This window comes from Prauserella sp. PE36, assembly GCF_003311655.1.
GTDB classification, from domain to species: Bacteria; Actinomycetota; Actinomycetes; order Mycobacteriales; family Pseudonocardiaceae; genus Prauserella_A; species Prauserella_A endophytica.
Window position 1 is genome coordinate 65413 of the sequence record NZ_QEQT01000063.1, and the last position, 24661, is coordinate 90073.

Here is a 24661-nt window from a genome sequence, read left to right on the forward strand (position 1 = left end):
GTCAGTCCCGCGCGATGCCGCCGGCACCGGTCTCGACGCCGCCCTTCGGCGCGAAGCCGACCTGCGCGTCGCCACCGTTCTCGCGCTGCCAGTCGCCCGCGTCCTCCGAGCCGGGCACCGGAGCGACCGGCGTGCTGCCGCCACCGCCGCTGCCCGACCCGCCGCCGGGCTCCCCGCCGCAGACCCAGTCGGCCACCACGTTGCCGTCGGCGAAGGTCAGACCCGGCTGCAGCTGCACGAGGTACGCCCAGTAGCGGCCGTCGGTCTCGTCCTGCCACGGGCCGTCGAGGATCTCGAAGTCCGGCGACGTGACGCCGGTCGGCTCACCTGCCGCGCACGCGATCAGCAGCAGGCCGAGTCCCTGCTCGGGGTCGAGGTCGATGCCGTACCCCGTGTCGTCCACATAGGGCGGTTCCTCGGGCCCCGTGGTCTCCGACGATGTCGTGGTAGTGGTGGTGGACGACTCGTCGGGCTCCGAGGTCGTCGTCGCCGTCGACTCGGAGGTTGTCGTGGTGGTGGCCGAACCGGTCTCCGAGGTGGTCGTCTCGGGCGCGGCCTCCGAGGTGGAGGTCTCCGGCGCGGACTCCGACGTCGTCGTCTCGGGCGGTGCGGTGGTGGTGGTGACGGCGACGTCGGTGGACGTGCCCGCCCCCTCGTCCTGAGCCAGCGCGGGAGCCGCGAACACGGTCAGGATCAGCGTTGTCGACAGCGCGGCACCAGCGATGCCGCGCAAGGGCTTTCTCAAGATTGCTCCCAGGCAGGAATTCGAAAAAGCAGTTCAGGTACCGCAAGATCCTGCCCGACAAATCACCCGAACGGGTAACGCGAAAACATGAGAAAGATCATGCGCGAAAACCGTAACGCGCCGAACTACTTGCCGACGTGACGGTCGGAAATTGACGAGCTTCGCCGAGGTCAGGTCGGAAAGTTGTCGCACGCCTCCGACGAGGGGAGTTCCTCTGCCAGGAAGACAGTCTGCGCCATCATCCGGTAACCCGACATCTTCTCCCGGAACGTTTCGATGGATTCCTCGGGGTGCACGGAATCGATCACCGCGTGCTCGCCGATCGCGTTGAACTGGTGACTCACCCCTCGCGGAATCTGCATGTCCACGAACGAACACGGCGGAACAACGAGATTGTAACGAGTTCGCCGCACTCCTTCCGGCGCGTCCGGCAGTTCGTCCTCGAACTCCCGCGGCACGAAGGGAGTCACGCCGGGAACGTTCGTCACCTCGAACGGCGACAGGCTGCTCACCCTGATCCGGGTCTCCGGCCCGGTCATCATGCGCACGAACCGCAGCCCGGTGTGCAGGTGCATGCGCGAGCACACGCCGCGCTCCCTGACGTTGTAGAAGTCCATCACGTAGCGGTCGGCGAAGAAGCCGTCGAACGGCGTCTCCAGAAGGTACACGTCGCCCTCCTCGAAGACCTGCGAACGCACGATCCCGTCCCGGTCCTCCGTCGTCGCGATGCGGCTGCGTTTCGCCGCGCCCACGATCTCGGCGAATGCGGTGACCACGGCGAGCGCCGCTTCCTCCGGCAACCGCAGTACCGGAGTCACCACGTTCCGTGCCGGATCCACGAAGGACGCGACGTCGTGGACCTCGTTCTCCGCGTCCGCGTCGCGCTTCAGCCGTGGGTCGGACATGATGGCACCTCCCGGTCGGCGGCCGGCTTTTGTTGCGATTGCTTGTTTTCCGGCCGCGCTCCTTTATGATCTACCTCAGGTCGATGGGGGCGGAACAGTGGTTTTGACGAGGCGCGCAGGCGAGAGTGGCGGCTCGCGATGATCTGCCCCCACTGCCATCGAGACCTCAAGCGCAGCGAACGCTCCGACTACCGCTGCAAGTACTGCTCTCGGCTTTTCGCCCTGGAGCCAAAGGAAGGCGGCATCCGCATCCACGATCTGCGGGTGCACCGGCTCGCCGAAAAGCTCACCGATGACGGCAGAATTCACTACACGTTGCCGCAACTGTGGTACGCCGCCGCGCGCGGCCGCCTGCCCGATCCGTTCGACAAGATCTTCGGCATCGGCTGCTTCGTCTTCATCGCGGGCATCATCGCGGTGGTCGCGGCCATCTCGACCGACCTCAGCTGGGGAACCGCGCTGACCGCGGTGGGTGTGCTGGTGGTCGTTCTGCTGCTGCTCTTCTTCGTCGCCTGGCCGTGGTACGAGCGCAGGGCGAAGATCCGGATGCCCGAGAAACTCGGCGATTTCCGCGCCCGGCTGCTGCGCTGGGAAGCCACCTACGACGGCGACCTGCCGCCGGGCATGGTAGACGATTCGAAGGTCACCGTTCCCGTCGTGACCGAGCCGCGGGTCGCCGTGGTGTGCCCCGATCCCACCGTGCTCGCGTGCCTCGCGGCGAACGGCGTCGCCGCTGCCCACTCGGCCGCGCTCGTCGGTTCCCTCGACCGGGTTCCGCCGGATGTTCACGTCGTCGTGCTGCACGACGCGAGCCCCGAGGGCATCCGCCTGGCCGCCGACGCGCGGGCCGCGTTCGGCTCCCGGGTGGTGACGCCAGGGCTGCGCCCGAAGGCCGTGCTGGCTGAGGAGAAGGCCATCAAGCTGCGCGAGCGGCCGTTGCCGGAGGCCGAGGTGCGGGGGCTGCGCGCACTCGATCCCGCAATGACCCAGGAGGAGGCCGGCTGGCTCGGCGCGGGCTGGTGGTCGCCGCTGGCCGCGGTGCGCCCGCCCCGGCTGCTCAAGGTGCTCGACCGAGCGATCGCCAGGGCACACGGCGAACTCGACGCCGACCGGCGGGCCGCCCGGCAGGTCGGCTTCCTCACCTGGCCCGGCGCATGAACGTCCTGGATCGCGCCCTGCGCGTCGCCGCCGAGCGCGTCGCCGAGCCGGGCGGACTGCGCTTCACCGAACGGCAGCTGTACTACGAGTTATGCCGGGTGCTTCGGCCCGCGCACCGGGTGCCACGCCGGTGGGCGTTCACCGTCGCACCCGCGGTGCCCTATCCGCGTTTCCGCGCCGCGCTGAAGCGGATCGGACCCCTGCCCGGCCTGCTGCCCCCTGTGGAGCCCGCACGTCGCCAGGTGGGCCGCCACACGCGGGAACCGGACCTGTTCGACTACGGCCTGCCCCGGCTGCTGGTGTGCGAATCGGACTCGATCGCGAACATGTTGCGCGCCAACGGGGTCCCGATGGAATCGGCGTGCCCGGTGTTCGCTGCGGCCGAGCTGCCGCTGGCCGACGGGGTGGTGGCGATGCTCGGCAGGACCGAGCGGCCCACCGTCTACGCGCTGCACGACGCGAGCGTGCCCGGCCTGGCGTTCCCCGCCAGGCTGCGGCGGCTGGCCGCGATACCGCAGGACGTGCGCGTGACCGGCATCGGCCTGCGGCCCCGGCACGCCGGTGCGCTGCACCTGGCGCACGGGCGCGGCCCTGCGGTCCCGCCGCCGTCCGGGGTGAGCCCGTGGGAGCGGGACTGGCTCGCCCGCGGGCGGTTCACGGAGGTCGCCGCGGTCCGCCCGGCGTCGCTGCTGCGCACGGTGCACCGGCTGGTTCGCGACGTCCGGCCCACCCGCGCGCGGAGACCGGATCTGCGCGGGGCCAGGGAAACGGGCTTTCTGAGTTGGCCGAGCGCATGAGGGAGGCAACCGTGCGGCCGAGACGGGAAAACACCTACACCGACGAGCTGCTCGCCGACGGAACGGTGCACCGGCGCTACTCCGACGGGCGCTCCGAATGGCGCACGCGCGGCGAGGGCGGCGTGGTGACGTGGCGCGACAGCCACGGCGTGAGCGGCACCGACGAGCCGCTGGGCCGCAGGATCGTCAAGCGGACGTTCCACGACGGGCGTGTGCTCTACGGCCGGGAGGCGGGCTACGGGCGAACCCTGTGGGGCGACGGGGTGCTCACGGTGAACCGTTCGTCCTTCGGTGGACGCGTCGGCGCCGTGCTCGCCGGGGTGGCGGGCGGCGCGCTCGTCGCCGGGCTGGTGATGCCGCCGATGTCGATGACCGAGGCGGAGGAACAGGAGCTGCGGCAGCAGGCGCAGAGCACTGGCGGCGGGGACGCCGGGAGCACCGGTGAGGGCGACGACACGTACGACGACGACTGGTCCGACGGCGAGGGCGGTTTGGATGACGGCGGCGATTTCGGCTGAGACCGCGGTATGACACGCTGGTGTGCGTCCTCGGCGGACGGTGACCTCGTCGCGGTCGGCGGACGGGATGTGCTGACGGCGGGCAGGCACGCGTTCGGCCTGCTCGACGGGCCGGGCGCCGCCACCGCGCCGTGCCGAGCGGCCGGGTTGACAGCGGTCGGCGAGGTCACGTTGTTCAACGCCCCCGAGCTGCGCTCGCGGCTCGGCACCGACGCTCCGTCGCCCGCGTGTTCCGACACCGAGCTGCTGCTGCACAGCTACGCCCGCTTCGGACTCGCCGGGCTCGCCGCCGCCGACGGGATGTTCGCGCTGGCCATCGCGGACGGTCCCGAGCTGGTGCTGGTGCGCGACCACACCGGAGCACGCACGGCGTTCTACGCGCGGTCCGGCCGAAGCTGGCTCGCGTCGACGTCGCTGCGGGCGATACAGCGCTGGCCCGCGCTGGACACCGGGCTGAACCTCTCCGCGGTCAGGTCCTTCCTCACGTTCGCCTACCTGCCCGGCGCCGAGACGCTGCTACGCGGCGTCCACGAGGTGCTGCCGGGCCGGTGCCTGCGGCTGCGTGCGGACACCACCACCGCGGAGGAGGTCTTCTGGGAGCCGCAGGAGCTGACCGACGAGCGCCCGGCCGCCGAGCACGCGCACGCGCTCCGCGCACTGCTGGAGGAGGCCACCGCGCGGCGGCTGCCCAGCGGCGAGGCGGCCGCCGTCCTGCTCTCCGGCGGCGTCGACAGCAGCCTCGTGACGGCGCTCGCCACGAAGCTGCACGACAACCCCGTGCGCACCTACTCGATCAGCTTCGGCGACGAGCTACCCAACGAGCTCGGCTACTCGGGGCTCGTGGCGGCGCACTGCCACACCGAACACCGCGTGCTGACCGTCGCGGGCGAGACCGTCGCCGCGCGGCTGCCGGACACGGTCGCGCTGCTGGACTGCCCCGTCGGCGACCCGCTGACCGTGCCGAACCGGTTGCTCGCCGAGGCCGTCGCGGGCGACGGGATGAGCGTGGTACTCAACGGCGAGGGCGGCGACCCGGTGTTCGGCGGGCCCAAGAACCTGCCGATGCTGATCTCCGAGCTGCATCGCGACGATCCCGATCCGCGCGCGAGAGCGTTGGCCTACCTGGACTCCTACCGCAAGTGCTACGCCGACCTCCCCGTCCTGCTCACCGGCGACGTGCTCGCGGAGCTGACCGACGCGCCGCACCCGGCCGAGCTGGTCTCGCCCTACCTGCGGCAGGGCCGGATGCACAGCCTGCTCAACCAGTTGCTGCACGCGAACCTCCGCACGAAGGGCGCACACCACATCCTGAGCAAGGTGGAGCGGATCACCGCGGCGAGCGGGCTGGAGGGCAGGTCACCACTGTTCGCGCGTCCCGTGATCGACCACGCGTTCCGGGTGCCGCCCCGCTGGAAACTGGCGGGTACCACGGAAAAATGGGTCCTCAAGGAAGCGGTCAGGGACCTGCTTCCCGCGACGGTGGTGGACCGTCCGAAGAGCGGCATGCGGGTGCCCGTGCAGCAATGGCTGGCGGGTCCGCTGCGGGAACTCGGCAACGACCTGCTGCTGAGCCGCACGACCCGGCAACGCGGCCTGGTCCGCCCCGACACGCTCCGGACCTGGCTGCGCAGGGAAGGCACGCTGCTGCCGAGGCACGGCGGGAAGCTGTGGCTGGTGCTGACTTTGGAGCTGTGGCTGCGCTCGTTCGAGGTCGGCGGCTGACGCGCGTACCGTGGTGGCATGGACGAGGTGCGGTTCGAGGACATCACGCCGATCGTCCCGGTGCGGGATCTGGCGGCGGCGCTGGAGCGCTACCGGCTGCTCGGGTTCACGGTCGAGCAAGCGGATACCGACGCGGACTACGGCTTCGCCAACCGCGGCGAGGTCTGGCTGCACCTGACCGAATGGGCCGAGCACGACCCGAAGCGCACCGGCGCCGCGGTGTACGTCTACGTCTCGGACGCCGACGCGGTGCACACCGAATGGTCGGCGTCCGGTGTCGGGGGCCGCTTCACCGCTCCACAGGACACACCGTACGGACTGCGCGAGTTCGCCTACGTGGACCCGGAGGGCACGCTGCACCGCATCGGCTCGCCGCTCGCGGGCTAGGAGCGTCAGACGCTGCGCAGCACCGAGACCACGACGCCGAGCACCACGGCCTCGTCACCGTCGATCACCTCGTAGGCGGGATTGCGCGGTTCGAGGTAGACGTGGCCACCCCTGCGACGGAACACCTTCACCGTGGCCTCGCCGTCGATCATCGCGGCGACGATCTGGCCCGAGTGGGCTTCCGACTGCTGCTTCACCACCACGATGTCGCCGTCGCAGATCGCGGCGTCGATCATCGAGTCACCACGCACGCGCAGGCCGAACACGTTGCCGCGCCCGATCAGCTCGCGGGGCAGCGTCAGCGTGTCGTCGACGTGCTCCACCGCGGAGATGGGCGTACCCGCCGCGATGTCACCGACAACGGGAACGGGCACTGAGTCCTCTGTGGACTGACCACCGGACGGCTCGCGCAGGAACGCGCGTACGTCGATCGGCCGGGACACGGAGCTGCTGCGCCGCAGGAAGCCCTTTTCCTCCAGGCTCGCCAGGTGTTTCGACACCGAGGACGTCGAGCGCAGGCCGACAGCGTCACCGATCTCACGCGTGCTCGGCGAGTACCCGTACCTGACCACCCAGTCCCGGATGGCGACCAGGATTCGCTGCTGCCGGTGAGGAAGTGCCGAGGCGTCCAGGTCGCCGAACGCGTCGAACTCGTCGTAGGTGGTCACCTGCGGCATCGTAGTCACCAGCCCAGCCGTGCCAGCACACCGTCCGCCGTCCTCGCCACCGCGTCGCAGTAGCTCTCGTCGCTCGTCAGGCCACCGGAACCGCGGGCCTGCAACTGCACGAACGCCGGGTGGGCCTCGACGTCGAGGTGGCAGCTGGAGGCGGTCTCCGAGGTGATGTAACCGATGGTGTCACCGACCTTGACGGTGTCGCTGGTGTCGGTGATCACGTCGGGCATCGGCGGCTCCCAGAGCATGAGCGTCACCTCCCCCGTACCGGTTCCCTTCCAGTCGCAGCGCGGCCGGTCCTGCTCGTCCGTCCGCTTCGGAGTGATGGCCGAGGCGTCCTCACCGAGGTAGGTCTCGGCCTCCTCTTCGGTCAGCAGCGAGCACGGGTCCTCCTGCTGCCAGTCCGAGGCCGAGTCGGTCTCCTCGCTGTCCTCGCTGCACGCGGTGAGCCCCAGCATCGCCACGGCCGCCACCGCGGCGACCACCTGTCGTCCTGTCCCGTGCTCCACTCGCGGCATCGTAAACGGCGTGTACTCACTCGAAGGTGGCCGGTAGCAGCGCGTGCACGAGCGTGTCGGTGAGCCAGTCCCGGTACTCGTCATGAGTCCATCCGCGACTGGTCACGAGCGCCTCGTAGTTGGCCTGCGCGCAGATGGTCCAGATGAGGTCCGCGGCGCGCTTGGCGGACAGTCCGGGTCGCAGGGCACCGCGATCGGCGAGCAGGGCAGCGAAGTCACGCAGGCCGTCGAGCCGTTGCCGCGCGTGTGCTTCCCGCAGCGCCTCCAGCTTCGGATCACCGGGCGCCGCGGCATCGAGCACCCGCAGCAGCGGCCCAACGCGGCTCCACACGCCGGGTTGCGTCCGCGCGTACAGCGCGAGCTGCCGCCGAGGCTCTCGCTCCTCGATCACGCGCCGAATTCCCGGCCGCTCCCGCACCGGAACCTCCGCCCGCTCGGGCCCCCCGGCCAGTGCCGCCTGCACCGCGGCCTCCAGCAACCCGGCCTTGCCCGCCGCCGAGCGGTACACGGTCTCCACCGCGACGCCCGCCTCCGCCGCGATCCGGGGGATGGTCGCGCGGGCGTAGCCGTACTCGAGGAAGACCCTGCGCGCGGCCTCGATGACCTGCGCCCTGGTGCGCGCGGCCTGCTCACGCCGTTTCGGCGCGTCGTAGCGTCGCCTGGGTCTTGCTTTCTCGCTCATTGGCGAGAATGATACTGTCACGAAATTGCTTCTCCCGCGACTGACACACAGCCACGGGCAACTCTTCGGGAGGAGTCATGAGCAACGACGTCAAAACCATCGCGCGGCGGGTCCTGGAAGAGGTCTTCCCTGCCGACGACGAGGCTGCGCTGGCCACGCTCGTCAGCGACGAATTCGTCAACCACGAGGCGCCGCCAGGCACCCCACCCGGCCTCGGCAGCGTCACGTACTACATGCACCTGCTCAATAAGGCCTTCAGCGACCAGCGCTGGGAGATCCACCGGGTGATCGCGGAAGGTGACACGGTGGCGATCCACTGCACCCACAGCGGCAGGCACACCGGCGAGTTCTTCGGCCTCGCTCCCACTGGCCGCCGCTTCGCCTACAAGCAGATGCACCTGGTCCGGGTGGCCGGCGGCAAGGGCGTCGAGCACTGGGCGGTGCGTGACGACGCCTCACTCTGGCGCCAGCTCCGAGGCGAGGGCGACGTCAGCTGAGCAGGCGTTTCCGTTCCTCTGTGTAGTTCCACCACGGGCGCGGCGGCGCGCCGTTGGCCTGGTCCACAACGGACATGAACGTGTCCAGCAGGCAGGGATCGTGCCGCTGCCCGTCGATCGCGCACAGGCGCTCGTACAGTTCGATGGGATCGCAGCCCCTGAGCTGCCCGCGCTCGGTGATCCCCGCGCGTTCGAGGTGCCGCGCCACCGCGGGTCCCACGTTGACCAGCTCCAACAGGCCGGAACCGTCGTGTCGTCGAGAACTCATGTCCGCCAGTTCAGCAGCCGGGCGGCGCGGCGTCTTGAACAGTTCGGACACCGGCTCAATGTCGTGCCTCCAGATCCCGGATCAGCGCGTGACACGAAGGATCGGCCGCCAGGTGGCGGTCGGCCACCACATTGAGCACGCCGCGCAGCAACGCCCACGGCTGCCAGGCCGCGGGTGCGACCACGCGGCCCGGCCTGTGCGCGATGGCCCGAGCGAGCACCTCGGCCGCCTGCTCCGCGGTGATCCGCTTGCGCAGTGGGCCTGGCAGACGGGCTTCGAGCGCTCGGCCGAGCGGGTCGTCGTCGAGTGTCGCGCGGGCGAGCGGGGTGTCGACGAAGCCGAAGTAGGCCACGCCGACGTCCGCGCCGTGCGGGGCGAGCTCCAGCCGCAGCGCGCGGCCCAGCTGCTCGACGCCCGCCTTGCTGATCATGTACGGCGACCCGCCGGGACCGGGCGTGAACGCCGCCGCCGACGACACCACGAGCACGTAGCCGCGCCGGGCGATCACGTCGTCGAGGGTTGGCCGGACGGTGTTGAACACCCCGGTGAGGTTCACGGACACGACCCGGTCGAACTCGTGCGGCGGCAGTTGCCGCAGCGTGCCGGGCGACGGCGTCACCCCCGCGTTGGCCACCACCGCGTCCCAGCCGCCCGTGTGCCGCGCGAGCCCGCCGATGGCGTCGGCGATGCCGGACCGGTCGGCGACGTCGGCCACCGCGGGATGCGCGCGGGTGCCGAGCTCGGCCGCCACGGCGGCGAGCGCGGTCTCGTCCCGGTCCACCAGGCCCAGCACGGCTCCCCTGGCGTGCAGCGTGTGGGCCAATGCCAGGCCGATGCCGCTCGCGGCCCCCGTGATCAGCACGGACTTGTCGCGCAGGTCCTGCGACGGCCCGGGCAGCGGAAGGCCAAGGTCGCGGACGACGCCGAGCAACGTCCGCAGGTGGCGGCTCACCGCACCTCCTCGACGCGCCGGGCCAGGCCCCGCGGCAGCCCGGCGGTCACGCGCCGCAGCAGTGCCGCGGCGGGCTTCGCCGCGGGGACGAGCGAGGACACGGGCTCGCTGGCGAACGTCCAGCGCAGGCGTGTCCCTCCGGGGACGGCGTCGAGTGCGAGGTCCTCCGCGAAGCGGCGGAGTCCGGGGCCGGTGGCCCGGTCGACCGTGAAAGTCATCCGGCGCTCTTCTTCCCAGCGGTAGAAGCGTTCCTCGAGCGTCAGCGCGCCGCCCAGCGTCACCAGCCGAGTGGCCCCGGGCCCGAGCGGCCTCGGCGACGTCCACTCCGCGCGGGTGACGAGGCGTGACCACGACGCCAGCGCGTCGTCGGCCGTGAGCACCCGCCAGACCACCGACGGCGGCGCGGGCAGGTCGACGACGTGCTCGAACCGCACCGGCGCGGTGCGCACGAACTCGTCGTCGGCCTCGGTCAACGGGAACCAGCGCGGCATGGTCGTTCTCCTCGTCGTCAGAGGTCCAGTACCAGCGAGCCGGAGGCGCGCGAAACGCACAGCAGCATCGCGTCCTGCCGCTCGCGTGCGGTGAGCGTACGGTCGCGGTGCTCCACCCGCCCGTCGAGCACTCGGGTCTTACACGTGCCGCAGAACCCCTGGCGGCAGGAGTACGCCACACCGGGCAGCGCACGGCGGACCGCGGCGAGGGCCGTCTCCTCCCCGGCGACGTCCACGGTGACCCCGCTGCGCGCGAGCCGGATGCGGAACGGCCTGCCTCCCACCACGGGCAGCGGGCTGAACCGTTCGGTGTGCAGGGACGCGGCCGGGTCGATGTCCCGCAACATCCGCCACGCCCCGTCAGTCAACGCCGGGGGACCGCACAGGTACACCGCGGCGCCCGGCTCGGCCAGCGGAAGGATCGTGGCGAGGTCGGGCCTTCCCGTCACGTCGTCGGTGCGCACGTCCACGGCGGCGGGGCCGTAGTGGGCCAGCTCGCGCAGGAACGGCATACTCGCGCGGAACCTGCCGAGGTAGACGAGCCGCCACGGCCTGCCCCGCCGCTCGGTCTCGCGCACCATCGGCAGGATCGGGGTGATGCCGATGCCGCCCGCGACGAACAGGTAGGAACCTGCGTCGACGAGGGAGAACGCGTTGCGGGGTCCGCGCACGCGCACGGGATCGCCCACGCGAAGCCCGTGCACCTCCGCCGAGCCACCCTCCCCGCCGGGGATGCGGCGCACCGCGACACGGTAGGCGCGCCGGTCGGCGGGGTCGCCGCACAGTGAGTACTGCCGCTGCCGCCCCGAGGGCAGGAACACGTCCACGTGGGCGCCGGGGACCCACGACGGCAGCGGGCGCCCGTCCACGTCGCCGAGGACAAAGCTCACCACGTCCTCGGCCTCCTCGCGACGGTCGAGAATGGACAGATCGAGGTCGAACCCGGTGCGGCGCACGGGCTGTGGCCGCGACAGCAGCGGCGCGAGCCGGCTCGCGGCGAACACCCCGCGGTACGCCCCGCCCGCGGCGGCCGCGATCCGCATGGCCGTGGTGGGCTGCCTGGTGGTGGTCATGCCGTGCTCACCGCGGGCGAGCGCGCGAGGTAGCGCAGCGCCGTGTCCATCGGCCCGAGCTGGGAGGGATGGAAGCTCGGGCGCAGGTACTTCGGGATCTCGGTGAGGAAGATCGTCGCCTTCGGGATCACGCCCCGGCGCGTGGCGCTGAGCAGTTCCGTCACCCACCACCGCCGTGCGCCCGGCGTGGGATCGGTGCGGTACAGGTAGCGCGCGGTGGTGAGGAACAGCGTCGCGAGTGTGAAGCTGGCGACGAGCGACGTCCGCACGCGGCGCGCGTAGCTCCCGTCCACGTGCAGAAACGCGTCGAACGCGACGTTGCGGTGCTCCACCTCTTCCGCGCCGTGCCACCGGACGAGGTCCAGCATCGTCGGGTGCATGCCTTTGCGCTCGAGGTGCTCGGCCTCCAGCAGCCACTCGCCCACCACCGCGGTGTAGTGCTCCATCGCGGCGAACAGGCCGAGCCGCTCGCACAGCCAGGCGTGCCGGGCCCTGCCGGTGAGGCCGTGCTCACCGAGCACCCGGTCGACGAGCCAGTCCATCTTGCGCGCGATCGGCTCCACGTCGAGGCCGAGCGTCGCCAGGTGCTCGCGCGCGCCCTCGTGCGACGACGCGTGGGTGGCCTCCTGGCCGATGAAGCCCACGACCTCCTCCCGCAGCCGCTCGTCGGTGATCAGCGGCAGCGCCTCGGCGAGCGCCTTCGACATCGCGCGCTCGCCCTCGGGCAGCACGAGGTGCATGACGTTGATGATGTGGGTCGCCATCGGTTCGCCAGGGATGTAGTGCATCGGCACGCCCTCCCACGAGAAGTGGACGTCACGCGCGGCGATGGCGTGGGACTGGTCGGTGTGGCGGCGCGCCCCGCGCGCGTCGACGACGGGGCGGCGGCCGATGCGGGGAAGACGGAACATCAGGCGCTCCTCAGGTGGTAGTCGGCAAGGTCCACCTGCCGGGTACGGGCCCGGAACCGCCGGTTGAACCCGGGAAAGAACGTGAAGTTGCGGCCGCTGTCGTCGAGGTAATAGCTGGCACAGCCGCCGGTGTTCCACACCGAGCCGCGCAGCCCGTTGTCGACCTCGCGCACGAACTCCTCCTGTGCGCGCTCGCGGACCTCCACCGCGGCCAGCCCTCGGCGTTCCATGGCGCGCAGGCAGCTCAGCACGTAGCGGACCTGGGCCTCGATGGTGACGACCTGCGATGTGTAGACCACCGAGTTGGGACCCAGCAGCAGGAAGAAGTTGGGGAACCCGGCGACGGTGGTGCCGAGGTAGGCCCGAGGCCCCCTGCGCCATGCCTCGGCCAGCGTGCGCCCGTCCCTGCCACGCAGGCGCGTGAACCCGGGGTGGTCGGCCATCCGGAAACCGGTGCCGAACACGAGCGTGTCGAGCCGGTGGGTGCGGCCGTCGGCGGTGACGATCCCCTCGGGTGTCACCTCGCGGATCCCTTCGGTCACCACCTCGACGTTCGGCTCGCACAGCGCCGGGTAGTAGGCGTTGGAGAACGTGGGCCGCTTGCAGCCGAAGGCGTACGACGGCGTCAGCTTCGCCCGCAGCCGCGGGTCGCGCACCTGCCTGCGCAGGTGCACGCGGCCCAGCAGTTCGAGTCCCTTCAGCAGCGCGGGCTGGTGCACCAGACCGGGTACGAGCGCCTCCTGCACGAGGTCGAGCCCGGTCCGCGCGAGCGACTGCACGGCGGGCACCCGCTCGAACACTCGCCTCGGCCAGCCGTCCATGGGCCGGTCAGGGTGCGGCATGATCCAGGTCGGCGTGCGCTGGAACAGGGTCAGCGCCCCTGCCACGGGCTGCACCCTCGGCACGATCTGCACCGCCGACGCTCCCGTGCCGATCACGCCGACGCGCCTGCCCGTCAGCTCGTGGTCGTGGTTCCACCGCGACGAGTGGAAAACAGTTCCGTCGAAGCGATCCAGGCCCGGCAGGTCCGGCACGGCGGGCTCGCTGAACGGCCCGAGCGCGCCCACGAGCACGCGCGCCTCCCACCTGCCCCGGTCGGTGCGCACCCGCCACAACCGGTCGTCCTCGTCCCACACCGCTTCGAGCACCTCGTGCCGCAGCCGGACGTGGGGCAGCACGCCGAAGTCGCGGGCACACCGGCGCAGATAGTCGTGGATCTCGCCCTGCAGCGGGTAGAGCCTGCTCCAGCGCGGGTTCGGCGCGAACGAGAACGAGTACAAAATGGACGGTATGTCGCACTGCGCGCCAGGGTAGGTGTTGGCCTGCCAGGTGCCGCCCACGTCGTCGGCACGCTCCAGCACCACGAAGTCGTCGATGCCGGCCCGTTTGAGGGCGATCGCGGCGCCCAGTCCGCCGAACCCGGCCCCGATGATCGCGACGCGGACGCGTGCTGCGCCTTTGCCCTGCATGCGGCCAAGGTAGAGCTGACATCGACCAATGTCAACATCAGGTGATGTCAACTTGCGGGTGGGACACCGGCGCGTCTCCGGCCAGGCGAACGCCACGACCACCGCCCCCGAACGCACCGCGGGCGATGTCATCTCCGGCGGACGTGGCGGGCAGCGGCGGCGTTGCGCGTCGTCGATCCTCCGTGGAGGTCAGCGCCGCGAACTGGCCTTGGCGAGCTGCTCGATCACCTGCACGACGTGCTCGATGAACCGGTCCTGACCAATCGGCACCCGCCCGGCCAGCCAGGCCTGGAAAAGGTACGCGAGCGCGCCGAACACCGCCTGCGCGTTGAGCTCCACGTCGCGGTCGTCCGCGGTCTCGCCGGCGAGCGATGGCGCGCGCAGCGCCTGCGCGATCGTCGCCGTGAACTCCTCGACGAGCTCGGCGCCGCGGCTTGTCAGCTCGGGCGCGGCGAGCGATTCCACGAACAGCACCCGGCCCCGGCGGGGGTCGGCGGTGACGAAACCGGTGAACGCCGCGACCGCGCGGTGTGTCAGATCGGCCGCGTCCTCGGGCGCCTCCCCCAGCGCGGCCTCCAGCACGGCCCTCGCCTGACGAGCCACCGACTCCAGCACGGCGACGAGCAGTTCCTCCCGGTTGCGGAAGCTCTCGTAGAAGTACCGCTCGGTGAGCTTCGCCTCCCGGCAGACGCCGCGCATGGTCACGGAGGCCGCGCCGTCGGTGCCCATGAGCGTGAAGCCGGCCTCGATCAGCTGCTCGCGGCGGCGCGCCTGCCGCTCGTCGGCGCCGACACCGCGCCAGGGACGGCTCGGGCCAGAGTCCGCGCGTACCGACATGCCGCCATCCTGTCACCCCCCGCGGTCAGTCCGCCGACGCGAGCACCGCCGACACGAGCCCGGGGAACCCGGTGTCGAGCTCCGCGAGGCGCAGGGTGTTGATGCGCTGCCTGCCCTCGTCGTACTGGCGGATGATCCCGCCCCTGCGCAGGGCGGCTCCGGCCGCGCGGCCTTCTACCGCGGCGGCGAGGGCGACGTGCTCGTGTACAACACCACCTACGACAACGGGCTCCGCGGTGTCCTCATGCACATCCCTGCCACCGGCGCGATCCTGGAGAACACGTTCGAGCAAGTCGTGGGCGACTACCGCGAGGACTACCGCTGGGGCCTCAACGAGATCGTGCCGCCCAACGACATCCCGCCACAGGACCGCGCCAGCACCAGCGAGTTCGCGGTGACCTTCGGTGGAGTGCACAAGGGCCGCAGCTACGTGCAGAGCCTCGCCCGGCCCGGCGCGGAAGTCAGCGCGGGCGTGTGGAGCGAGTACGTGATGGGGCAGGTGACCCTGAACGAGGGCACGACGATCAGACCGTGACCCCGGTCAGGAGCAGCAACCCTCCGGCTGCCCGAAGGACTGGGAGTCGGCCTTGACGGTGTAGACCTCCCAGGGCTCCTGGCCGGGGCCATGCACCCAGACCTTGTCCTGGAGTGCGTAGCAGCAGGTGGTGCCGCTCTCGGTCAGCGTGTCGAGGCCTTCGCCGGCAAGCCGTTCGCCTGCGGCGACGACCTCGCCGCTGGTGTCGACCTCGACGCCGAGGTGGTCCATGACGGTGGCCTGGCCGGGCTCACCCTCGAGCAGCACGAGCTTGAGCGGTGGCTCGGCGATGGCGAAGTTGGCGTAGCCGTCCCGAAGCTTGGCCGGGGCGGTGTTGAACAGCTTCGAGTAGAACTCGATCGATCCCTGCAGGTCACCCACCCGCAGCGCGAGTTGCATACGTGACATGAACTTAGATTGATACCTAATTAGAGGTCTGTCAATATAGACGCATGCCGAAGCAACTGCCGTTGACCGCCCTGGACGCGTGCTGCTCACCACTGGCGCGAGAGCCGCTGAGCGAAGAGCAGGCCGTGGAGCTGTCCCGGCTTTTCAAGGCCATGTCCGACCCGGTCCGGCTGCGGTTGCTCTCGCTGATCGCCTCACACGCGGGCGGTGAGGCGTGCGTGTGCGACCTGACCGGCGCGTTCGACCTGACCGCGCCGACGATCTCCCACCACCTGAAGGTGCTGCGCGAATCCGGCCTGATCACCGGCGAGCGGCGCGGCACGTGGGTGTACTACCGCGTGCATCCGGAGATGCTGGCCCGGCTGTCGGCCGTACTCGTGCCCGGCGAGGAGACGGTGCCGGCGTGACCACGACCGACAGCGCCTCTGCCGGACTGGTGGGCAAGCTCTCGACGCTCGACCGGTTCCTGCCGGTGTGGATCGGCGCGGCGATGGCGGTCGGCCTGGTGGCCGGCCGCCTCGTCCCCGGGCTCGGCACCGCGCTGAACACGGTGACGGTGGACGGAATCTCGCTGCCGATCGCCGTGGGACTGCTGGTGATGATGTACCCAGTGCTGGCCAAGGTCCGCTACGACGAACTCGGCTCGGTGACGCGCGACCGGCGGCTGCTGTGGTCGTCGCTGCTGCTGAACTGGATCATCGGCCCGGCCCTGATGTTCGCGCTCGCTTGGCTACTGCTGCCCGACCTGCCCGAGTACCGCACCGGGCTGATCATCGTCGGGCTCGCCCGCTGCATCGCGATGGTGATCATCTGGAACGACCTCGCCAGCGGCGACCGGGAGGCCGCCGCGGTGCTGGTTGCGGTGAACTCGGTCTTCCAGGTGATCGCGTTCGGCCTGCTCGGCTGGTTCTACCTCGCACTGCTGCCCGGCTGGCTCGGTCTCGAGACCACCGACCTCGCCGTGTCCGGCTGGGAGATCGCCAAGAGTGTGCTGATCTTCCTCGGTGTCCCGCTGGTGGCCGGTTTCCTCACCCGCAGGTTCGGCGAACGAGCAAGGGGGCGTGAGTGGTACGAGACGCGGTTCCTGCCGAAGATCGGGCCGATCGCGCTCTACGGGTTGCTGTTCACCATCGTGATCCTGTTCGCGCTGCAGGGAGAGCAGATCGCCGCCCGGCCCCTGGACGTCGCCCGGATCGCCCTGCCGCTGCTGGTCTACTTCGCCGTGATGTGGGCGGGCTCCTACGCACTGGGCAAGGGCCTCGGGCTGACCTACGAGCGCACCACGACGCTGGCGTTCACCGCGGCGGGCAACAACTTCGAACTCGCCATCGCCGTGGCCATCGCCACCTTCGGCGCCACGAGCGGCCAGGCCCTCGCCGGTGTGGTCGGACCGCTGATCGAGGTCCCCGTGCTCGTCGGCCTCGTCTACGTATCTCTCGCACTCCGTCGCCGTTTCACCGTGGAGGCAAACCGATGACCACCCCGCCCGAGGTCCTGTTCGTGTGCGTGCACAACGCCGGCCGCTCACAGATGGCCGCCGCGCTGCTCGACCACCACGCCCAGGGACGGGTCACCGTCCGCTCCGCGGGCTCCGCGCCCGCCGAAAGCGTCAACCCCGCCGTGGTCGAGGTGATGAACGAGATCGGACTCGACCTGTCCAAGGAGTTCCCCAAACCCCTGACCACCGACGCGGTACAGGCCGCCGACGTCGTCATCACGATGGGCTGCGGCGACGCGTGCCCGGTGTTCCCCGGCAAGCGCTACCTGGACTGGCAACTGGACGACCCCGCGGGCCAGCCGGCCGACCGCATCCGCCCGATCCGCGACGACATCGACCGCCGGGTTCGAGCCCTGCTCGCGGAACTGACGACCTGATCAGCCCGAGCACGGCAGGATGCGGGCATGGCTGGAGGCGGCCCAGCTCGCCGGGTTGGTGCTCGACCCCGGCAGCGGCTCGCTCGACCGTGCCGACGTGCTCGTGCGCGACGAGCGGATCGTGCCGGTCGGGCCCGTGTGGAGCGCCGTGGCCAGGTGGACTGCCGTGGCAGTCTGCTTATCCCCGGTCCGGGTTGCCGTAGATCAGGACCAGGTGCTTCACGCTCGCTCCTCGCCGTTCACGCCAGGCCGGCGACGCCGACCAGCTTGCGTCTCACGGCGTCCGCTCCGGTCCATCCGGTGAAGCCCGCCGAACCGCCCGGCCTGCCGCGACGCCGACTCGATGGCGTCGCCCCCGACGTAGAGCAACACGCGCCGGGGGTACTCCTGCCCGCCGCCGATGCCGCCGTTGATGCCCGCATTCCCGGCGACGCCGGCTGCACTCGCGCAGCTGCCCCGGATCGGTGCCGATGATCTCGAAGTGCACTATTCGGGGTGGCTCAGCAACTCGCGGGCGAGTGCCAGGCCCCACCACTCCTCGATGCGGTCGGGTGACCACGACCGCTCGACGGTGAGCGTGGTGTAGACGTCGATGTTGCAGAGCGCGGCGTAGATGTCGACGGCGACCGGAACGTCCAGCCCGTGCCGGAGCGTGCCCCGCGGCCAGGACGAGAAGACCTGGACGCGGGTCTGGTCGGCTTCCCTACGGGCCTGCACGTACAGCTCGGCGAGTTCGGGCTCGGTGCGGCCCGCCTCCCGGATCAGGGCGATGAGGTCGCCCGCGCGCTCGTACACGCGCCGGTCGTAACCGGCCATCGCCGCCAGGTGTGCCCGGGGCTCACTGGTGCCCTCCAACTCGTCGATCATCTGGGGCAGCCCCGCCGAGAGGTCCGCGGCGTCGGCCAGTGCCCGCACCAGCCCCGGCTTGTTCTGGTACGCGGCGTAGACCGTCGGCACCGAAACCGCGGCCTCGCGCGCCACGTCCCGCACGGTGGTCGCCGCCCAGCCCTGGGCGATGAACAGCCTGCGTGCGGCGTCGGCGATCTCGGCCCTCGTCTGGTGCGCCTGCGCGACGCGGCGCAGGGAGTTGTACCGGCGGCGCCCTGATTCCTGCTCCATCATTGCCTCTCAGTCTAGCGCCTTCTACATTGAATATAAGCATCGTAAAACGAATGGGGGCACTGCAGTGATCATCACCAGCCTCGCGGGGGCGGGCGGCATCGGGTTCGTCGCGCTCGGCGTCCTCACCAACATCGGCTACCTACGCGGCGGCCTTCCGGCGCCGGGCTCGGGGAAACCCCTGAAGGAGGCGACCGACGCACTCGCCGCAATGGGCGATCGGCTGAAGCGGCCCTCGGTGCTCGTCCCGGCCACCTGGCTGTTCCTCACGTTCTTCGCCGCGGGGCTGCTGTCGGCGCTCTGGCGCGGGGAAGCGAGGACCGACGGCTGGGCGCTGGCCGGCTTCGCCGGGGTCCTCATGCAGAACGCCACCTTCATGGTGGTCGAGGCGCTTCGGTTCGGGGCGGCCTCGGCCGCCGTGCATCATCGCGGCTCGGTACCTGGTCTGTGGGCGGTGACCAATGTGCTTTTCGGCTTCAACCAGGCCTTTCTGGCGATCGCGCTGCTGGGCTTCACCGTCGCGGGCTCCAGCCTCGACTTCATCCCCACCTGGCACGCCTGGCTCGGGTATGCCAGCGCGGCACTGCTGTTCGTCTCCTCCGCCGCCGCTCCGTACAATGTGGACGGAACGAATCGGATCGCGATCACCGGCCTGATCGGCTGGCTAGGCTGGGCCACCTGGATAGTCGCCTACGGCGTCGCACTCCTGAACCTCTGACCAACTCACGAGCACCAGCCACGGAGACCAAGGGCAGGCCAGGCGCCCACGCCACTGTCGCCGATATCGCGGCGGCAGGAGATGACCAAAAGGACAAAAGCAAAACCCCAGCTAGACGGTGGTCTCGCTGGGGTGCTGGGTGGCGCACCCGAAGGGATTCGAACCCCTAACCTTCTGATGCCGTTTCCCTGATAATCAGAGTCTGTTGTCGCCTGCCGACGGCGCTTCTCACCTGCATCAATGCGGTCCGCCTACCCGCTGTGCTCGAGCATCGTCATGGGTTATCTGCCATCGATTATTGCCATTGGCCAGCAAACCCGGGCGACCCGCGGTACACGATCGTGTTCCTGCGGAGTGTCACACCGGCGGCATAGAATCGAACACATGTTCGAGCGCCTCCCGTACGCGGGCTACCGCGTCTGCCAACGTCTCGTGCTCCCAGATGCGGATCACGTGCCAGCCGGCTTCCGCCAGAGCGCTGTCTGCACGCCGATCCCGTTCGACGTTCCGCCGTAGCTTGGGGTTCCAGTACCACTCGTTGCGAGTGGGCTGCCGACCATGCTCTGGGCAGACGTGCCAAAAGCAGCCGTCAACGAATACCGCAACCTTGCGGCGCGTGAACACGATGTCGGGCCGCACACGGACGCCGGTCGGCAGATCTAGCCTGTGATCTTTGCGATAGCGGTAACCCAGGCGATGCAGCTCGCTACGCAATGCCACCTCGGGTTTCGTGTTCGACCGGCGGTTCGCTCGCATGTTCCGAGACCGGCCCGCATTCATCGCACCGGGGTAACGGCCCTGGTCACGAGCGACTTGCCGGGGCCGCCCTTCGCCATCGTGCGACACGGCTTCCACCAACCAACACCATCCCAACCTCTGCGACCGGCGTGAGGCAAGATACCGGCATGCTCCCGCGCGGCGCAGAAAGGAGAGAGCTTCGATGACCAAGTATGAAGTGGTCGAGATCTGCGCCGGCGCAGGCGGGCAGGCACTAGGCCTAGAGAAGGCAGCGTTCGAGCACGCTCTCGCGGTTGAACTCGACGAGAATGCGTGCAACACGCTGCGCGCTAACCGCTCCACGTGGAAGGTAGCCGAGGGCGACGTCGCGGACCCGTCCGTATGGGATCCGGCCGACTACAAGGGCGTTGCCTTGCTCGCCGGCGGTGTACCGTGCCCACCGTTCTCCATCGCAGGCAAGCAACTCGGCGCGAACGACGAGCGAGACCTCTTCGCCTGGGCGGTGGAGCAGGTCGCGGTGGTTCAACCGCGGGCGCTGCTGCTCGAGAACGTGCGCGGGCTGAGCATGCCGCGCTTTGTCGGCTACCGGCAGCACGTCCTCGACCGCCTGACTCAACTCGGTTACATCGCCGAGTGGCGACTTCTCCATGCCTCCGACTACGGGGTGCCCCAGCTCCGGCCTCGCTTTATCCTCGTCGCGCTTAGGCCCGAGGACGCGCCCTATTTCCATTGGCCTGAGCCTGTAGGCCCGCCACCAACTGTGGGAGAAACGCTCCTGGACTTGATGGCCGCCAATGGATGGCGCGGAGCAAGAGCATGGTCGAAGCGAGCAAACAAGATAGCTCCGACCATCGTCGGCGGCTCAAAGAAGCATGGCGGCGCCGACCTTGGCCCAACCCGCGCAAAACGGGCGTGGGCCGAGATGCGGGTCGACGGACTAGGCATTGCGGATGCTCCGCCTGCGGCGGACGCCCCGGCCAACTTCGTTCCGAAGCTCACCTGCGACATGGTCGCCCGGATTCAAGGCTGGTCCGACGACTATCCCTGGGAGTTCACTGGCCGGAAGACCTCCAGCTATCGCCAGATTGGCAACGCGTTCCCGCCCCCGGTCGCGCACGCAGTCGGCTCAGCGATCATGCGGGCGTTCCGTCACGAAGGTGAGCCCCGGACGTTGGAGACCTCCGAACACGACCCGCTCTACACCGCGCTGCGGTCGTCGGGAGAGTTCATAACCCCGGAACGCTTGATGAAGCTGGTAAAGGTGTCGGACCCGGCTGAACTAGAACGTCGAATTGGCTTGCTGAGTCGCGACTTCGAGATCGAAATCAAGACCTCCGGGACCAAGACCGCTTACAAGCTCGGCCGCTTCAAGGCGTTCGTCGGCCAGAAGGACCACACCCGGCACGATCTTTTCCTGATGCACCGAGCACAGATCAGTTGACCGCGGCTTGAGGTGCTGGCGCCGACCGACGGGGTTACCAACGAGCCAGGGTTTTCGCCAAGGCGCTGTACGGCAAGATCCTGCGTTGGCCCACGCACTCGTCCCAGGCCGCCCGTTGTTCGGCGTTGGCCACTTCCGCTACTGCGGCAGCCAAGTGTTCATAAGCAACGTGGTAGACAGCGTCTACCTCACCGGTTCCCCGGGCTATCGAGGCGAGGCGGCTTGGGAGCGGCTCGGCCGTGACTGTCACCAGGTGCGGCTGGCGTCCGCGTCGATGCCTCACCATCTGGCCACACTCATGCCGGATGTTCTGCACTCGATCAGACCGAATGGTCCATTTGCAAGACACTGCCGCATGCAGGAACGGCGGAGCGCCCAGCACATCAAGATCGAGTAGACCAACCGTCACATCAGGCCGGATCAGGTAATCTCGGCCCACGGTAATCCGGAGCTCCGGGTTCGCCTGTACCAGCACATCGACAGCCTTGAGGTGCGCATACTGCGCGAACTCGGTGATCAGGCCACCGTTTCGCACCTGCCACTGACGCTCCGCGTCAATACGCGGTAGCTCAGCCTCCAAGTGAGCCCGGACACACTGCTCGAGCGGTCCCCCTGGATTCGCAGGCACGTCCGAAACCGCGCCTGACCCAACACCAAGACCCTCGAGAACGGCGGCCGCCAGCCGGAGTGACTCGGCGTTGTCTACGTCAGCGCTGTTAGGCACAAGGCGCCAGCCGAGTTTGTTCTTCTTACTTGTTTTCCAGCCGAGAAGCTGCGTTGCGAACCTTGCCGTCACACCACGTACCTAATCAGAGCGACGCTCTATGATCAACATGACAAGACTGCAGCTCAGTGTCAGGTATTCACGAACTTTCCGCACAGTCCGAAGAAGATCCCCGAACGATCCCTGCAAAGTACTCGCCCTTGGGAGCAATCAAACTCCAACTAATGGCCCAGACGCTCAATCAACTCACGTCGCTCACTTGGCGATAGGTATCGCGCACGGTCGTACAACCTTTCTGGCTCGGTGCGTGTTTTTTGACCCACCAGAAGCCACTCCAATATTCGATCTTTCTCGCGCTTCGGCTGCCGTCGTATAGCCGGCCAAACTTCGTCCAATGTCACGGGGTCAGGGCGCTCGTCGCGTATAGCGTCATTGCATCGAGCACATTCGGTACGGAGGTTTTCTTCGGTTGGCTTTCCGCGCCGCGCACCGGGAATACGATGGCCCGCTCGAAGTTGCACCGGACTTCCGTCTTCGTAAGACTCCCCCGCCCCGTAGCCACACAGAATGCACCGGTTACCGTCACGTTCGAAAACTGCCTGCGCCACCCTTGGAGGAACACGAGGGTTCCTCGCCTCCCCCTGTCCTGGTATCCAGAGAGGCTGACCTATTCTAGTCAGACGGTACTGTCCGGGCTCAAGCGAACGGTCTTCTAAACTGTTCTTGATCTTCCATCCAAAATCGCGGAGCTGCCGGAACCTGCGCTGGTATTGCGTATCCAGGTTGGGTCGCGATTCACCAGTCATCAATCCTTCATTATCCGGCACATTTGAAATGAGTTCCTTTAATGTTATTATGTCGCCCTCGTCGAAGTGGGCAGCAATATATGCAGCCGTTCTAGGGAGTGCACCATACTTTGCTCGAGAGTTTGGCCTGGTAGGTCGCAGCCATAATGGCTCACTGGCTAGTGGGTCACACTTCTCCGCCCAAGGATCTACGCCACCCAAAAACAGATCCATTATCGGCATGTTTGTACTCCCTAAGAGGGCAACCCGTTGGGTTCATTCTATTTCTTACCGTAGTACTCGCGCGTCAAAAGCATCGCGGAGAGTCGATCTTCTGTTACGCCACACGCGGAGCTTGGTGGTCATCCCGTCGCCTGATGGCGTCTCGATCACGCCGTGTTGGGGCCGCAATCTCGGCTCGCCATCCGCCGGCCGAGCTTCCCAGGCTTTGCGGCCCCGGCGCGGTGTGATAGCCATCAGGTCAGGCGACGGGATGACCACCAAGCGCCCACCCTGCCAACCGGCGCCACGGCTGCTCTGCCCGGGCCATCCCGGAGCCTGCCCGTCCGGCGAGGACATCTCGTCTTCTTGTCAACGCGGCTTACGCTCGCGGCCTGCCTCGGCCCCGGCCGATGCGCGGGGACCGGCGTCAGCCGCACGCCCCGCGCAGGCTCGGCCGGGGCAGGAGGGCTGAGGCCGAGCGGCGCCGCAGGCGCCGCCTTGAAGAGGTCTTCGTCCCGAAGACGTGAAAACTGGCAATCAATTGGCAACCACCTGGCCGCTACAAAACCCCCAGACCGTTGACCTGGGGGTTTGGCGCGCCCGAAGGGATTCGAACCCCTAACCTTCTGATCCGGGCGGGTGCCGCCGGATGTTTCGCAATGTTGGACGAAAGCGATGGTGATCTGCGGGAACGTTCGACGCTGTGGATCATCAACTGTCGTCGTTTTACAGCCTTATGTGTGGGTAACGTGTGGTGATGATCTTGCCAGACTGTATCGGAACAGTCCCCTGCTGAAGTCCTACGTGTCGATCACTCCAACGGGTCCGGGAATAGCGCGGCAACGGCCTCATGCGAGCTTCCTATGACCATGCGGGCCAATGCCGGTGTCCATAGCTGCTGGCCGCCGCCGTGAACCGTCCGATTACGGAGCTTGCGCCCCGCATCAAGGCGATCGTCGTCCCAAGTGGGCCGTGGTAGCAGACCTCGCTGCTCCGCAGCCTTCACCAACCGGCCGAGCTGTTCTTTCTCGCTCGCACCAAGCGAGACACGCAACGCGGCCTCAACTGCGAAAACTGACCACGTTCCCCCAACTGAGAAGAGCGGATAGGCGTAGTAGCCCTGAGCATAGAGATCACGACTAGTGCTCAGTAGCTCCGCGGCACTGGCTGGGGTCGATGCGGTCTTCGGCCAGGCCGATGCCTGTCGGCGAAGTTCGTGGTACCCACTGTGCGCGCCGCCGTTTAATCCGGCGAAGTTGACCATACGCGGGTCAGGAACTGGCGGGCCGCTTGAGCCGAGGTCAGCTCCGGGTGGCGTCCAAAGATCCACCTCCGAATATTAGTAACCACGCCCGGCTGGTCGGTATCGAGGACCTTCCGTTAGACATCGTCAAAGCAGCCGCACGTCAAGTGATACTTCGACGATGTGCCGCGATGCCTTGCTCCAACTGGGTGCTCAGACCTAACAAGATCGACAACGTTGTTCACACCG

General features: G+C 68.8%; 30 protein-coding genes and 1 tRNA gene. 12 read left to right on the plus strand and 19 right to left on the minus strand.

Features of this window, described 5'->3' with window-relative positions:
* Position 1 precedes the first annotated feature (1 nt).
* Complete coding sequence (locus DI005_RS15995) at positions 2 to 745, minus strand: hypothetical protein (protein WP_228713598.1); 744 nt, start codon at positions 743 to 745, stop codon at positions 2 to 4.
* A 170-nt stretch (positions 746 to 915) separates the two neighbouring features.
* Positions 916 to 1650 carry a hypothetical protein gene (locus tag DI005_RS16000; protein ID WP_113642667.1) on the minus strand — a complete coding sequence of 245 codons (735 nt, stop codon included), beginning with the start codon at positions 1648 to 1650 and terminating at the stop codon, positions 916 to 918.
* A 138-nt stretch (positions 1651 to 1788) separates the two neighbouring features.
* Here DI005_RS16000 and DI005_RS16005 point away from each other — a divergent pair, with 138 nt between their 5' ends.
* From DI005_RS16005 to DI005_RS16025, 5 genes are read left to right on the plus strand one after another with little or no spacing between them, the layout of a single operon-like run.
* Entirely contained in the window at positions 1789 to 2808 is a 1020-nt protein-coding gene (locus tag DI005_RS16005; protein ID WP_113642668.1) for a hypothetical protein, read from the plus strand.
* Entirely contained in the window at positions 2805 to 3605 is an 801-nt protein-coding gene (locus DI005_RS16010; RefSeq protein WP_113642669.1) for a hypothetical protein, read from the plus strand. The genes DI005_RS16005 and DI005_RS16010 overlap by 4 nt, the downstream gene beginning before the upstream one ends.
* A gap of 11 nt (positions 3606 to 3616) precedes the next feature.
* Positions 3617 to 4123 (plus strand): hypothetical protein, encoded by a 507-nt coding sequence (locus tag DI005_RS16015; protein WP_199542839.1) that lies wholly within the window; start codon positions 3617 to 3619, stop codon positions 4121 to 4123.
* A gap of 9 nt (positions 4124 to 4132) precedes the next feature.
* Complete coding sequence (locus tag DI005_RS16020; protein ID WP_113642670.1) at positions 4133 to 5845, plus strand: asparagine synthetase B; 1713 nt, start codon at positions 4133 to 4135, stop codon at positions 5843 to 5845.
* 18 nt (positions 5846 to 5863) lie between these two features.
* Entirely contained in the window at positions 5864 to 6232 is a 369-nt protein-coding gene (locus DI005_RS16025; RefSeq protein ID WP_113642671.1) for a VOC family protein, read from the plus strand.
* Positions 6233 to 6237: 5 nt separating this feature from the next.
* Here DI005_RS16025 and lexA read toward each other — a convergent pair whose 3' ends face one another.
* From lexA to DI005_RS16040, 3 genes are read right to left on the minus strand one after another with little or no spacing between them, the layout of a single operon-like run.
* Entirely contained in the window at positions 6238 to 6900 is a 663-nt protein-coding gene (gene lexA / locus DI005_RS16030) for a transcriptional repressor LexA (protein WP_112266792.1), read from the minus strand.
* A gap of 14 nt (positions 6901 to 6914) precedes the next feature.
* A complete protein-coding gene (locus DI005_RS16035) occupies positions 6915 to 7415 on the minus strand; it encodes a hypothetical protein (RefSeq protein ID WP_158303026.1) in 501 nt (166 codons plus the stop codon).
* Between the two features lie 25 nt (positions 7416 to 7440).
* On the minus strand, positions 7441 to 8106 hold the full coding sequence (locus tag DI005_RS16040; protein WP_113642673.1) for a TetR/AcrR family transcriptional regulator: 666 nt from the start codon (positions 8104 to 8106) through the stop codon (positions 7441 to 7443).
* Between the two features lie 77 nt (positions 8107 to 8183).
* Here DI005_RS16040 and DI005_RS16045 point away from each other — a divergent pair, with 77 nt between their 5' ends.
* Positions 8184 to 8603, plus strand: coding sequence for an ester cyclase (locus DI005_RS16045; RefSeq protein WP_113642674.1), 420 nt, complete (start codon positions 8184 to 8186; stop codon positions 8601 to 8603).
* Here DI005_RS16045 and DI005_RS16050 read toward each other — a convergent pair.
* The 8 genes from DI005_RS16050 to DI005_RS38580 form a co-directional block, all read right to left on the minus strand.
* Entirely contained in the window at positions 8596 to 8922 is a 327-nt protein-coding gene (locus DI005_RS16050; RefSeq protein WP_199542841.1) for a helix-hairpin-helix domain-containing protein, read from the minus strand. The two genes, DI005_RS16045 and DI005_RS16050, sit on opposite strands and share 8 nt — an antisense overlap.
* Before the next feature lie 4 nt (positions 8923 to 8926).
* Entirely contained in the window at positions 8927 to 9823 is an 897-nt protein-coding gene (locus tag DI005_RS16055; protein ID WP_113642675.1) for an SDR family oxidoreductase, read from the minus strand.
* Positions 9820 to 10314 (minus strand): SRPBCC family protein, encoded by a 495-nt coding sequence (locus tag DI005_RS16060; protein WP_112266248.1) that lies wholly within the window; start codon positions 10312 to 10314, stop codon positions 9820 to 9822. Before DI005_RS16060 ends, DI005_RS16055 begins: the two co-directional genes overlap by 4 nt.
* Positions 10315 to 10331: 17 nt before the next feature.
* Complete coding sequence (locus tag DI005_RS16065; protein ID WP_233520158.1) at positions 10332 to 11387, minus strand: PDR/VanB family oxidoreductase; 1056 nt, start codon at positions 11385 to 11387, stop codon at positions 10332 to 10334.
* Positions 11384 to 12298, minus strand: coding sequence for a metal-dependent hydrolase (locus DI005_RS16070; RefSeq protein ID WP_113642676.1), 915 nt, complete (start codon positions 12296 to 12298; stop codon positions 11384 to 11386). Before DI005_RS16070 ends, DI005_RS16065 begins: the two co-directional genes overlap by 4 nt.
* Positions 12298 to 13767 carry an NAD(P)/FAD-dependent oxidoreductase gene (locus tag DI005_RS16075; protein WP_113642677.1) on the minus strand — a complete coding sequence of 490 codons (1470 nt, stop codon included), beginning with the start codon at positions 13765 to 13767 and terminating at the stop codon, positions 12298 to 12300. The genes DI005_RS16070 and DI005_RS16075 overlap by 1 nt, the downstream gene beginning before the upstream one ends.
* 189 nt (positions 13768 to 13956) lie before the next feature.
* Positions 13957 to 14604: a TetR/AcrR family transcriptional regulator gene (locus DI005_RS16080; protein ID WP_112266243.1), complete on the minus strand. Its 648-nt coding sequence runs from the start codon at positions 14602 to 14604 to the stop codon at positions 13957 to 13959.
* Between the two features lie 25 nt (positions 14605 to 14629).
* Positions 14630 to 14854, minus strand: a complete 225-nt coding sequence (locus DI005_RS38580) for a hypothetical protein (RefSeq protein ID WP_199542882.1) — start codon at positions 14852 to 14854, stop codon at positions 14630 to 14632.
* On the opposite strand from DI005_RS38580, the gene DI005_RS16090 reads away from it, so the two are divergent.
* The gene (locus DI005_RS16090) at positions 14849 to 15139 is read left to right on the plus strand and encodes a hypothetical protein (RefSeq protein WP_233520159.1); all 291 of its coding nucleotides are present in this window, start codon (positions 14849 to 14851) and stop codon (positions 15137 to 15139) included. The two genes, DI005_RS38580 and DI005_RS16090, sit on opposite strands and share 6 nt — an antisense overlap.
* Positions 15140 to 15145: 6 nt before the next feature.
* Here the strand turns inward: DI005_RS16090 and DI005_RS16095 are convergent, their stop codons facing one another.
* Positions 15146 to 15547: an ArsI/CadI family heavy metal resistance metalloenzyme gene (locus tag DI005_RS16095; protein WP_113642678.1), complete on the minus strand. Its 402-nt coding sequence runs from the start codon at positions 15545 to 15547 to the stop codon at positions 15146 to 15148.
* A gap of 44 nt (positions 15548 to 15591) precedes the next feature.
* On the opposite strand from DI005_RS16095, the gene DI005_RS16100 reads away from it, so the two are divergent.
* The 3 genes from DI005_RS16100 to DI005_RS16110 are packed head-to-tail and all read left to right on the plus strand — an operon-like array spanning position 15592 to position 17422.
* A complete protein-coding gene (locus DI005_RS16100) occupies positions 15592 to 15954 on the plus strand; it encodes a helix-turn-helix transcriptional regulator (RefSeq protein WP_112266239.1) in 363 nt (120 codons plus the stop codon).
* Positions 15951 to 17024, plus strand: a complete 1074-nt coding sequence (arsB, locus tag DI005_RS16105) for an ACR3 family arsenite efflux transporter (RefSeq protein ID WP_113642679.1) — start codon at positions 15951 to 15953, stop codon at positions 17022 to 17024. Before DI005_RS16100 ends, arsB begins: the two co-directional genes overlap by 4 nt.
* The gene (locus tag DI005_RS16110) at positions 17021 to 17422 is read left to right on the plus strand and encodes an arsenate reductase ArsC (protein WP_112266235.1); all 402 of its coding nucleotides are present in this window, start codon (positions 17021 to 17023) and stop codon (positions 17420 to 17422) included. Before arsB ends, DI005_RS16110 begins: the two co-directional genes overlap by 4 nt.
* Before the next feature lie 486 nt (positions 17423 to 17908).
* On the opposite strand, the gene DI005_RS16115 is transcribed toward DI005_RS16110, so the two are convergent.
* On the minus strand, positions 17909 to 18544 hold the full coding sequence (locus DI005_RS16115; RefSeq protein ID WP_199542844.1) for a TetR/AcrR family transcriptional regulator: 636 nt from the start codon (positions 18542 to 18544) through the stop codon (positions 17909 to 17911).
* 64 nt (positions 18545 to 18608) lie between these two features.
* Here DI005_RS16115 and DI005_RS16120 point away from each other — a divergent pair, with 64 nt between their 5' ends.
* Complete coding sequence (locus tag DI005_RS16120) at positions 18609 to 19259, plus strand: hypothetical protein (RefSeq protein WP_113642680.1); 651 nt, start codon at positions 18609 to 18611, stop codon at positions 19257 to 19259.
* 140 nt (positions 19260 to 19399) lie between these two features.
* On the opposite strand, the gene DI005_RS38200 is transcribed toward DI005_RS16120, so the two are convergent.
* Positions 19400 to 19484 (minus strand) — tRNA-Ser (locus DI005_RS38200).
* A 132-nt stretch (positions 19485 to 19616) separates the two neighbouring features.
* Entirely contained in the window at positions 19617 to 20114 is a 498-nt protein-coding gene (locus tag DI005_RS16125) for a very short patch repair endonuclease (protein WP_369973587.1), read from the minus strand.
* 85 nt (positions 20115 to 20199) lie between these two features.
* Between DI005_RS16125 and DI005_RS16130 the strand changes: the two genes are divergently transcribed.
* Positions 20200 to 21438, plus strand: a complete 1239-nt coding sequence (locus DI005_RS16130; protein ID WP_113642681.1) for a DNA cytosine methyltransferase — start codon at positions 20200 to 20202, stop codon at positions 21436 to 21438.
* A gap of 34 nt (positions 21439 to 21472) precedes the next feature.
* On the opposite strand, the gene DI005_RS16135 is transcribed toward DI005_RS16130, so the two are convergent.
* A complete protein-coding gene (locus DI005_RS16135) occupies positions 21473 to 22234 on the minus strand; it encodes an NgoMIV family type II restriction endonuclease (RefSeq protein ID WP_113642682.1) in 762 nt (253 codons plus the stop codon).
* Between the two features lie 149 nt (positions 22235 to 22383).
* Positions 22384 to 23190 (minus strand): HNH endonuclease, encoded by an 807-nt coding sequence (locus tag DI005_RS39705; protein ID WP_369973588.1) that lies wholly within the window; start codon positions 23188 to 23190, stop codon positions 22384 to 22386.
* Positions 23191 to 24661: the final 1471 nt, after the last annotated feature.

What these genes read in the sequence shown, in the direction of transcription:
- DI005_RS16045 (WP_113642674.1), top strand. Translation starts at nt 8,184, where the DNA reads ATGAGCAACGACGTCAAAACCATCGCGCGGCGGGTCCTGGAAGAGGTC.
- DI005_RS16005 (WP_113642668.1), top strand. Translation starts at nt 1,789, where the DNA reads ATGATCTGCCCCCACTGCCATCGAGACCTCAAGCGCAGCGAACGCTCC.
- DI005_RS16100 (WP_112266239.1), top strand. Translation starts at nt 15,592, where the DNA reads ATGCCGAAGCAACTGCCGTTGACCGCCCTGGACGCGTGCTGCTCACCA.
- DI005_RS16090 (WP_233520159.1), top strand. Translation starts at nt 14,849, where the DNA reads ATGCACATCCCTGCCACCGGCGCGATCCTGGAGAACACGTTCGAGCAA.
- DI005_RS16080 (WP_112266243.1), bottom strand. Translation starts at nt 14,604, where the DNA reads ATGTCGGTACGCGCGGACTCTGGCCCGAGCCGTCCCTGGCGCGGTGTC.
- DI005_RS16130 (WP_113642681.1), top strand. Translation starts at nt 20,200, where the DNA reads ATGACCAAGTATGAAGTGGTCGAGATCTGCGCCGGCGCAGGCGGGCAG.
- DI005_RS16020 (WP_113642670.1), top strand. Translation starts at nt 4,133, where the DNA reads ATGACACGCTGGTGTGCGTCCTCGGCGGACGGTGACCTCGTCGCGGTC.
- DI005_RS16000 (WP_113642667.1), bottom strand. Translation starts at nt 1,650, where the DNA reads ATGTCCGACCCACGGCTGAAGCGCGACGCGGACGCGGAGAACGAGGTC.
- DI005_RS16025 (WP_113642671.1), top strand. Translation starts at nt 5,864, where the DNA reads ATGGACGAGGTGCGGTTCGAGGACATCACGCCGATCGTCCCGGTGCGG.
- DI005_RS39705 (WP_369973588.1), bottom strand. Translation starts at nt 23,190, where the DNA reads ATGCCGATAATGGATCTGTTTTTGGGTGGCGTAGATCCTTGGGCGGAG.
- DI005_RS16060 (WP_112266248.1), bottom strand. Translation starts at nt 10,314, where the DNA reads ATGCCGCGCTGGTTCCCGTTGACCGAGGCCGACGACGAGTTCGTGCGC.
- DI005_RS16095 (WP_113642678.1), bottom strand. Translation starts at nt 15,547, where the DNA reads ATGTCACGTATGCAACTCGCGCTGCGGGTGGGTGACCTGCAGGGATCG.
- DI005_RS16115 (WP_199542844.1), bottom strand. Translation starts at nt 18,544, where the DNA reads ATGATGGAGCAGGAATCAGGGCGCCGCCGGTACAACTCCCTGCGCCGC.
- DI005_RS16040 (WP_113642673.1), bottom strand. Translation starts at nt 8,106, where the DNA reads ATGAGCGAGAAAGCAAGACCCAGGCGACGCTACGACGCGCCGAAACGG.
- DI005_RS16065 (WP_233520158.1), bottom strand. Translation starts at nt 11,387, where the DNA reads ATGACCACCACCAGGCAGCCCACCACGGCCATGCGGATCGCGGCCGCC.
- DI005_RS16070 (WP_113642676.1), bottom strand. Translation starts at nt 12,298, where the DNA reads ATGTTCCGTCTTCCCCGCATCGGCCGCCGCCCCGTCGTCGACGCGCGC.
- DI005_RS16075 (WP_113642677.1), bottom strand. Translation starts at nt 13,767, where the DNA reads ATGCAGGGCAAAGGCGCAGCACGCGTCCGCGTCGCGATCATCGGGGCC.
- DI005_RS16110 (WP_112266235.1), top strand. Translation starts at nt 17,021, where the DNA reads ATGACCACCCCGCCCGAGGTCCTGTTCGTGTGCGTGCACAACGCCGGC.
- DI005_RS16010 (WP_113642669.1), top strand. Translation starts at nt 2,805, where the DNA reads ATGAACGTCCTGGATCGCGCCCTGCGCGTCGCCGCCGAGCGCGTCGCC.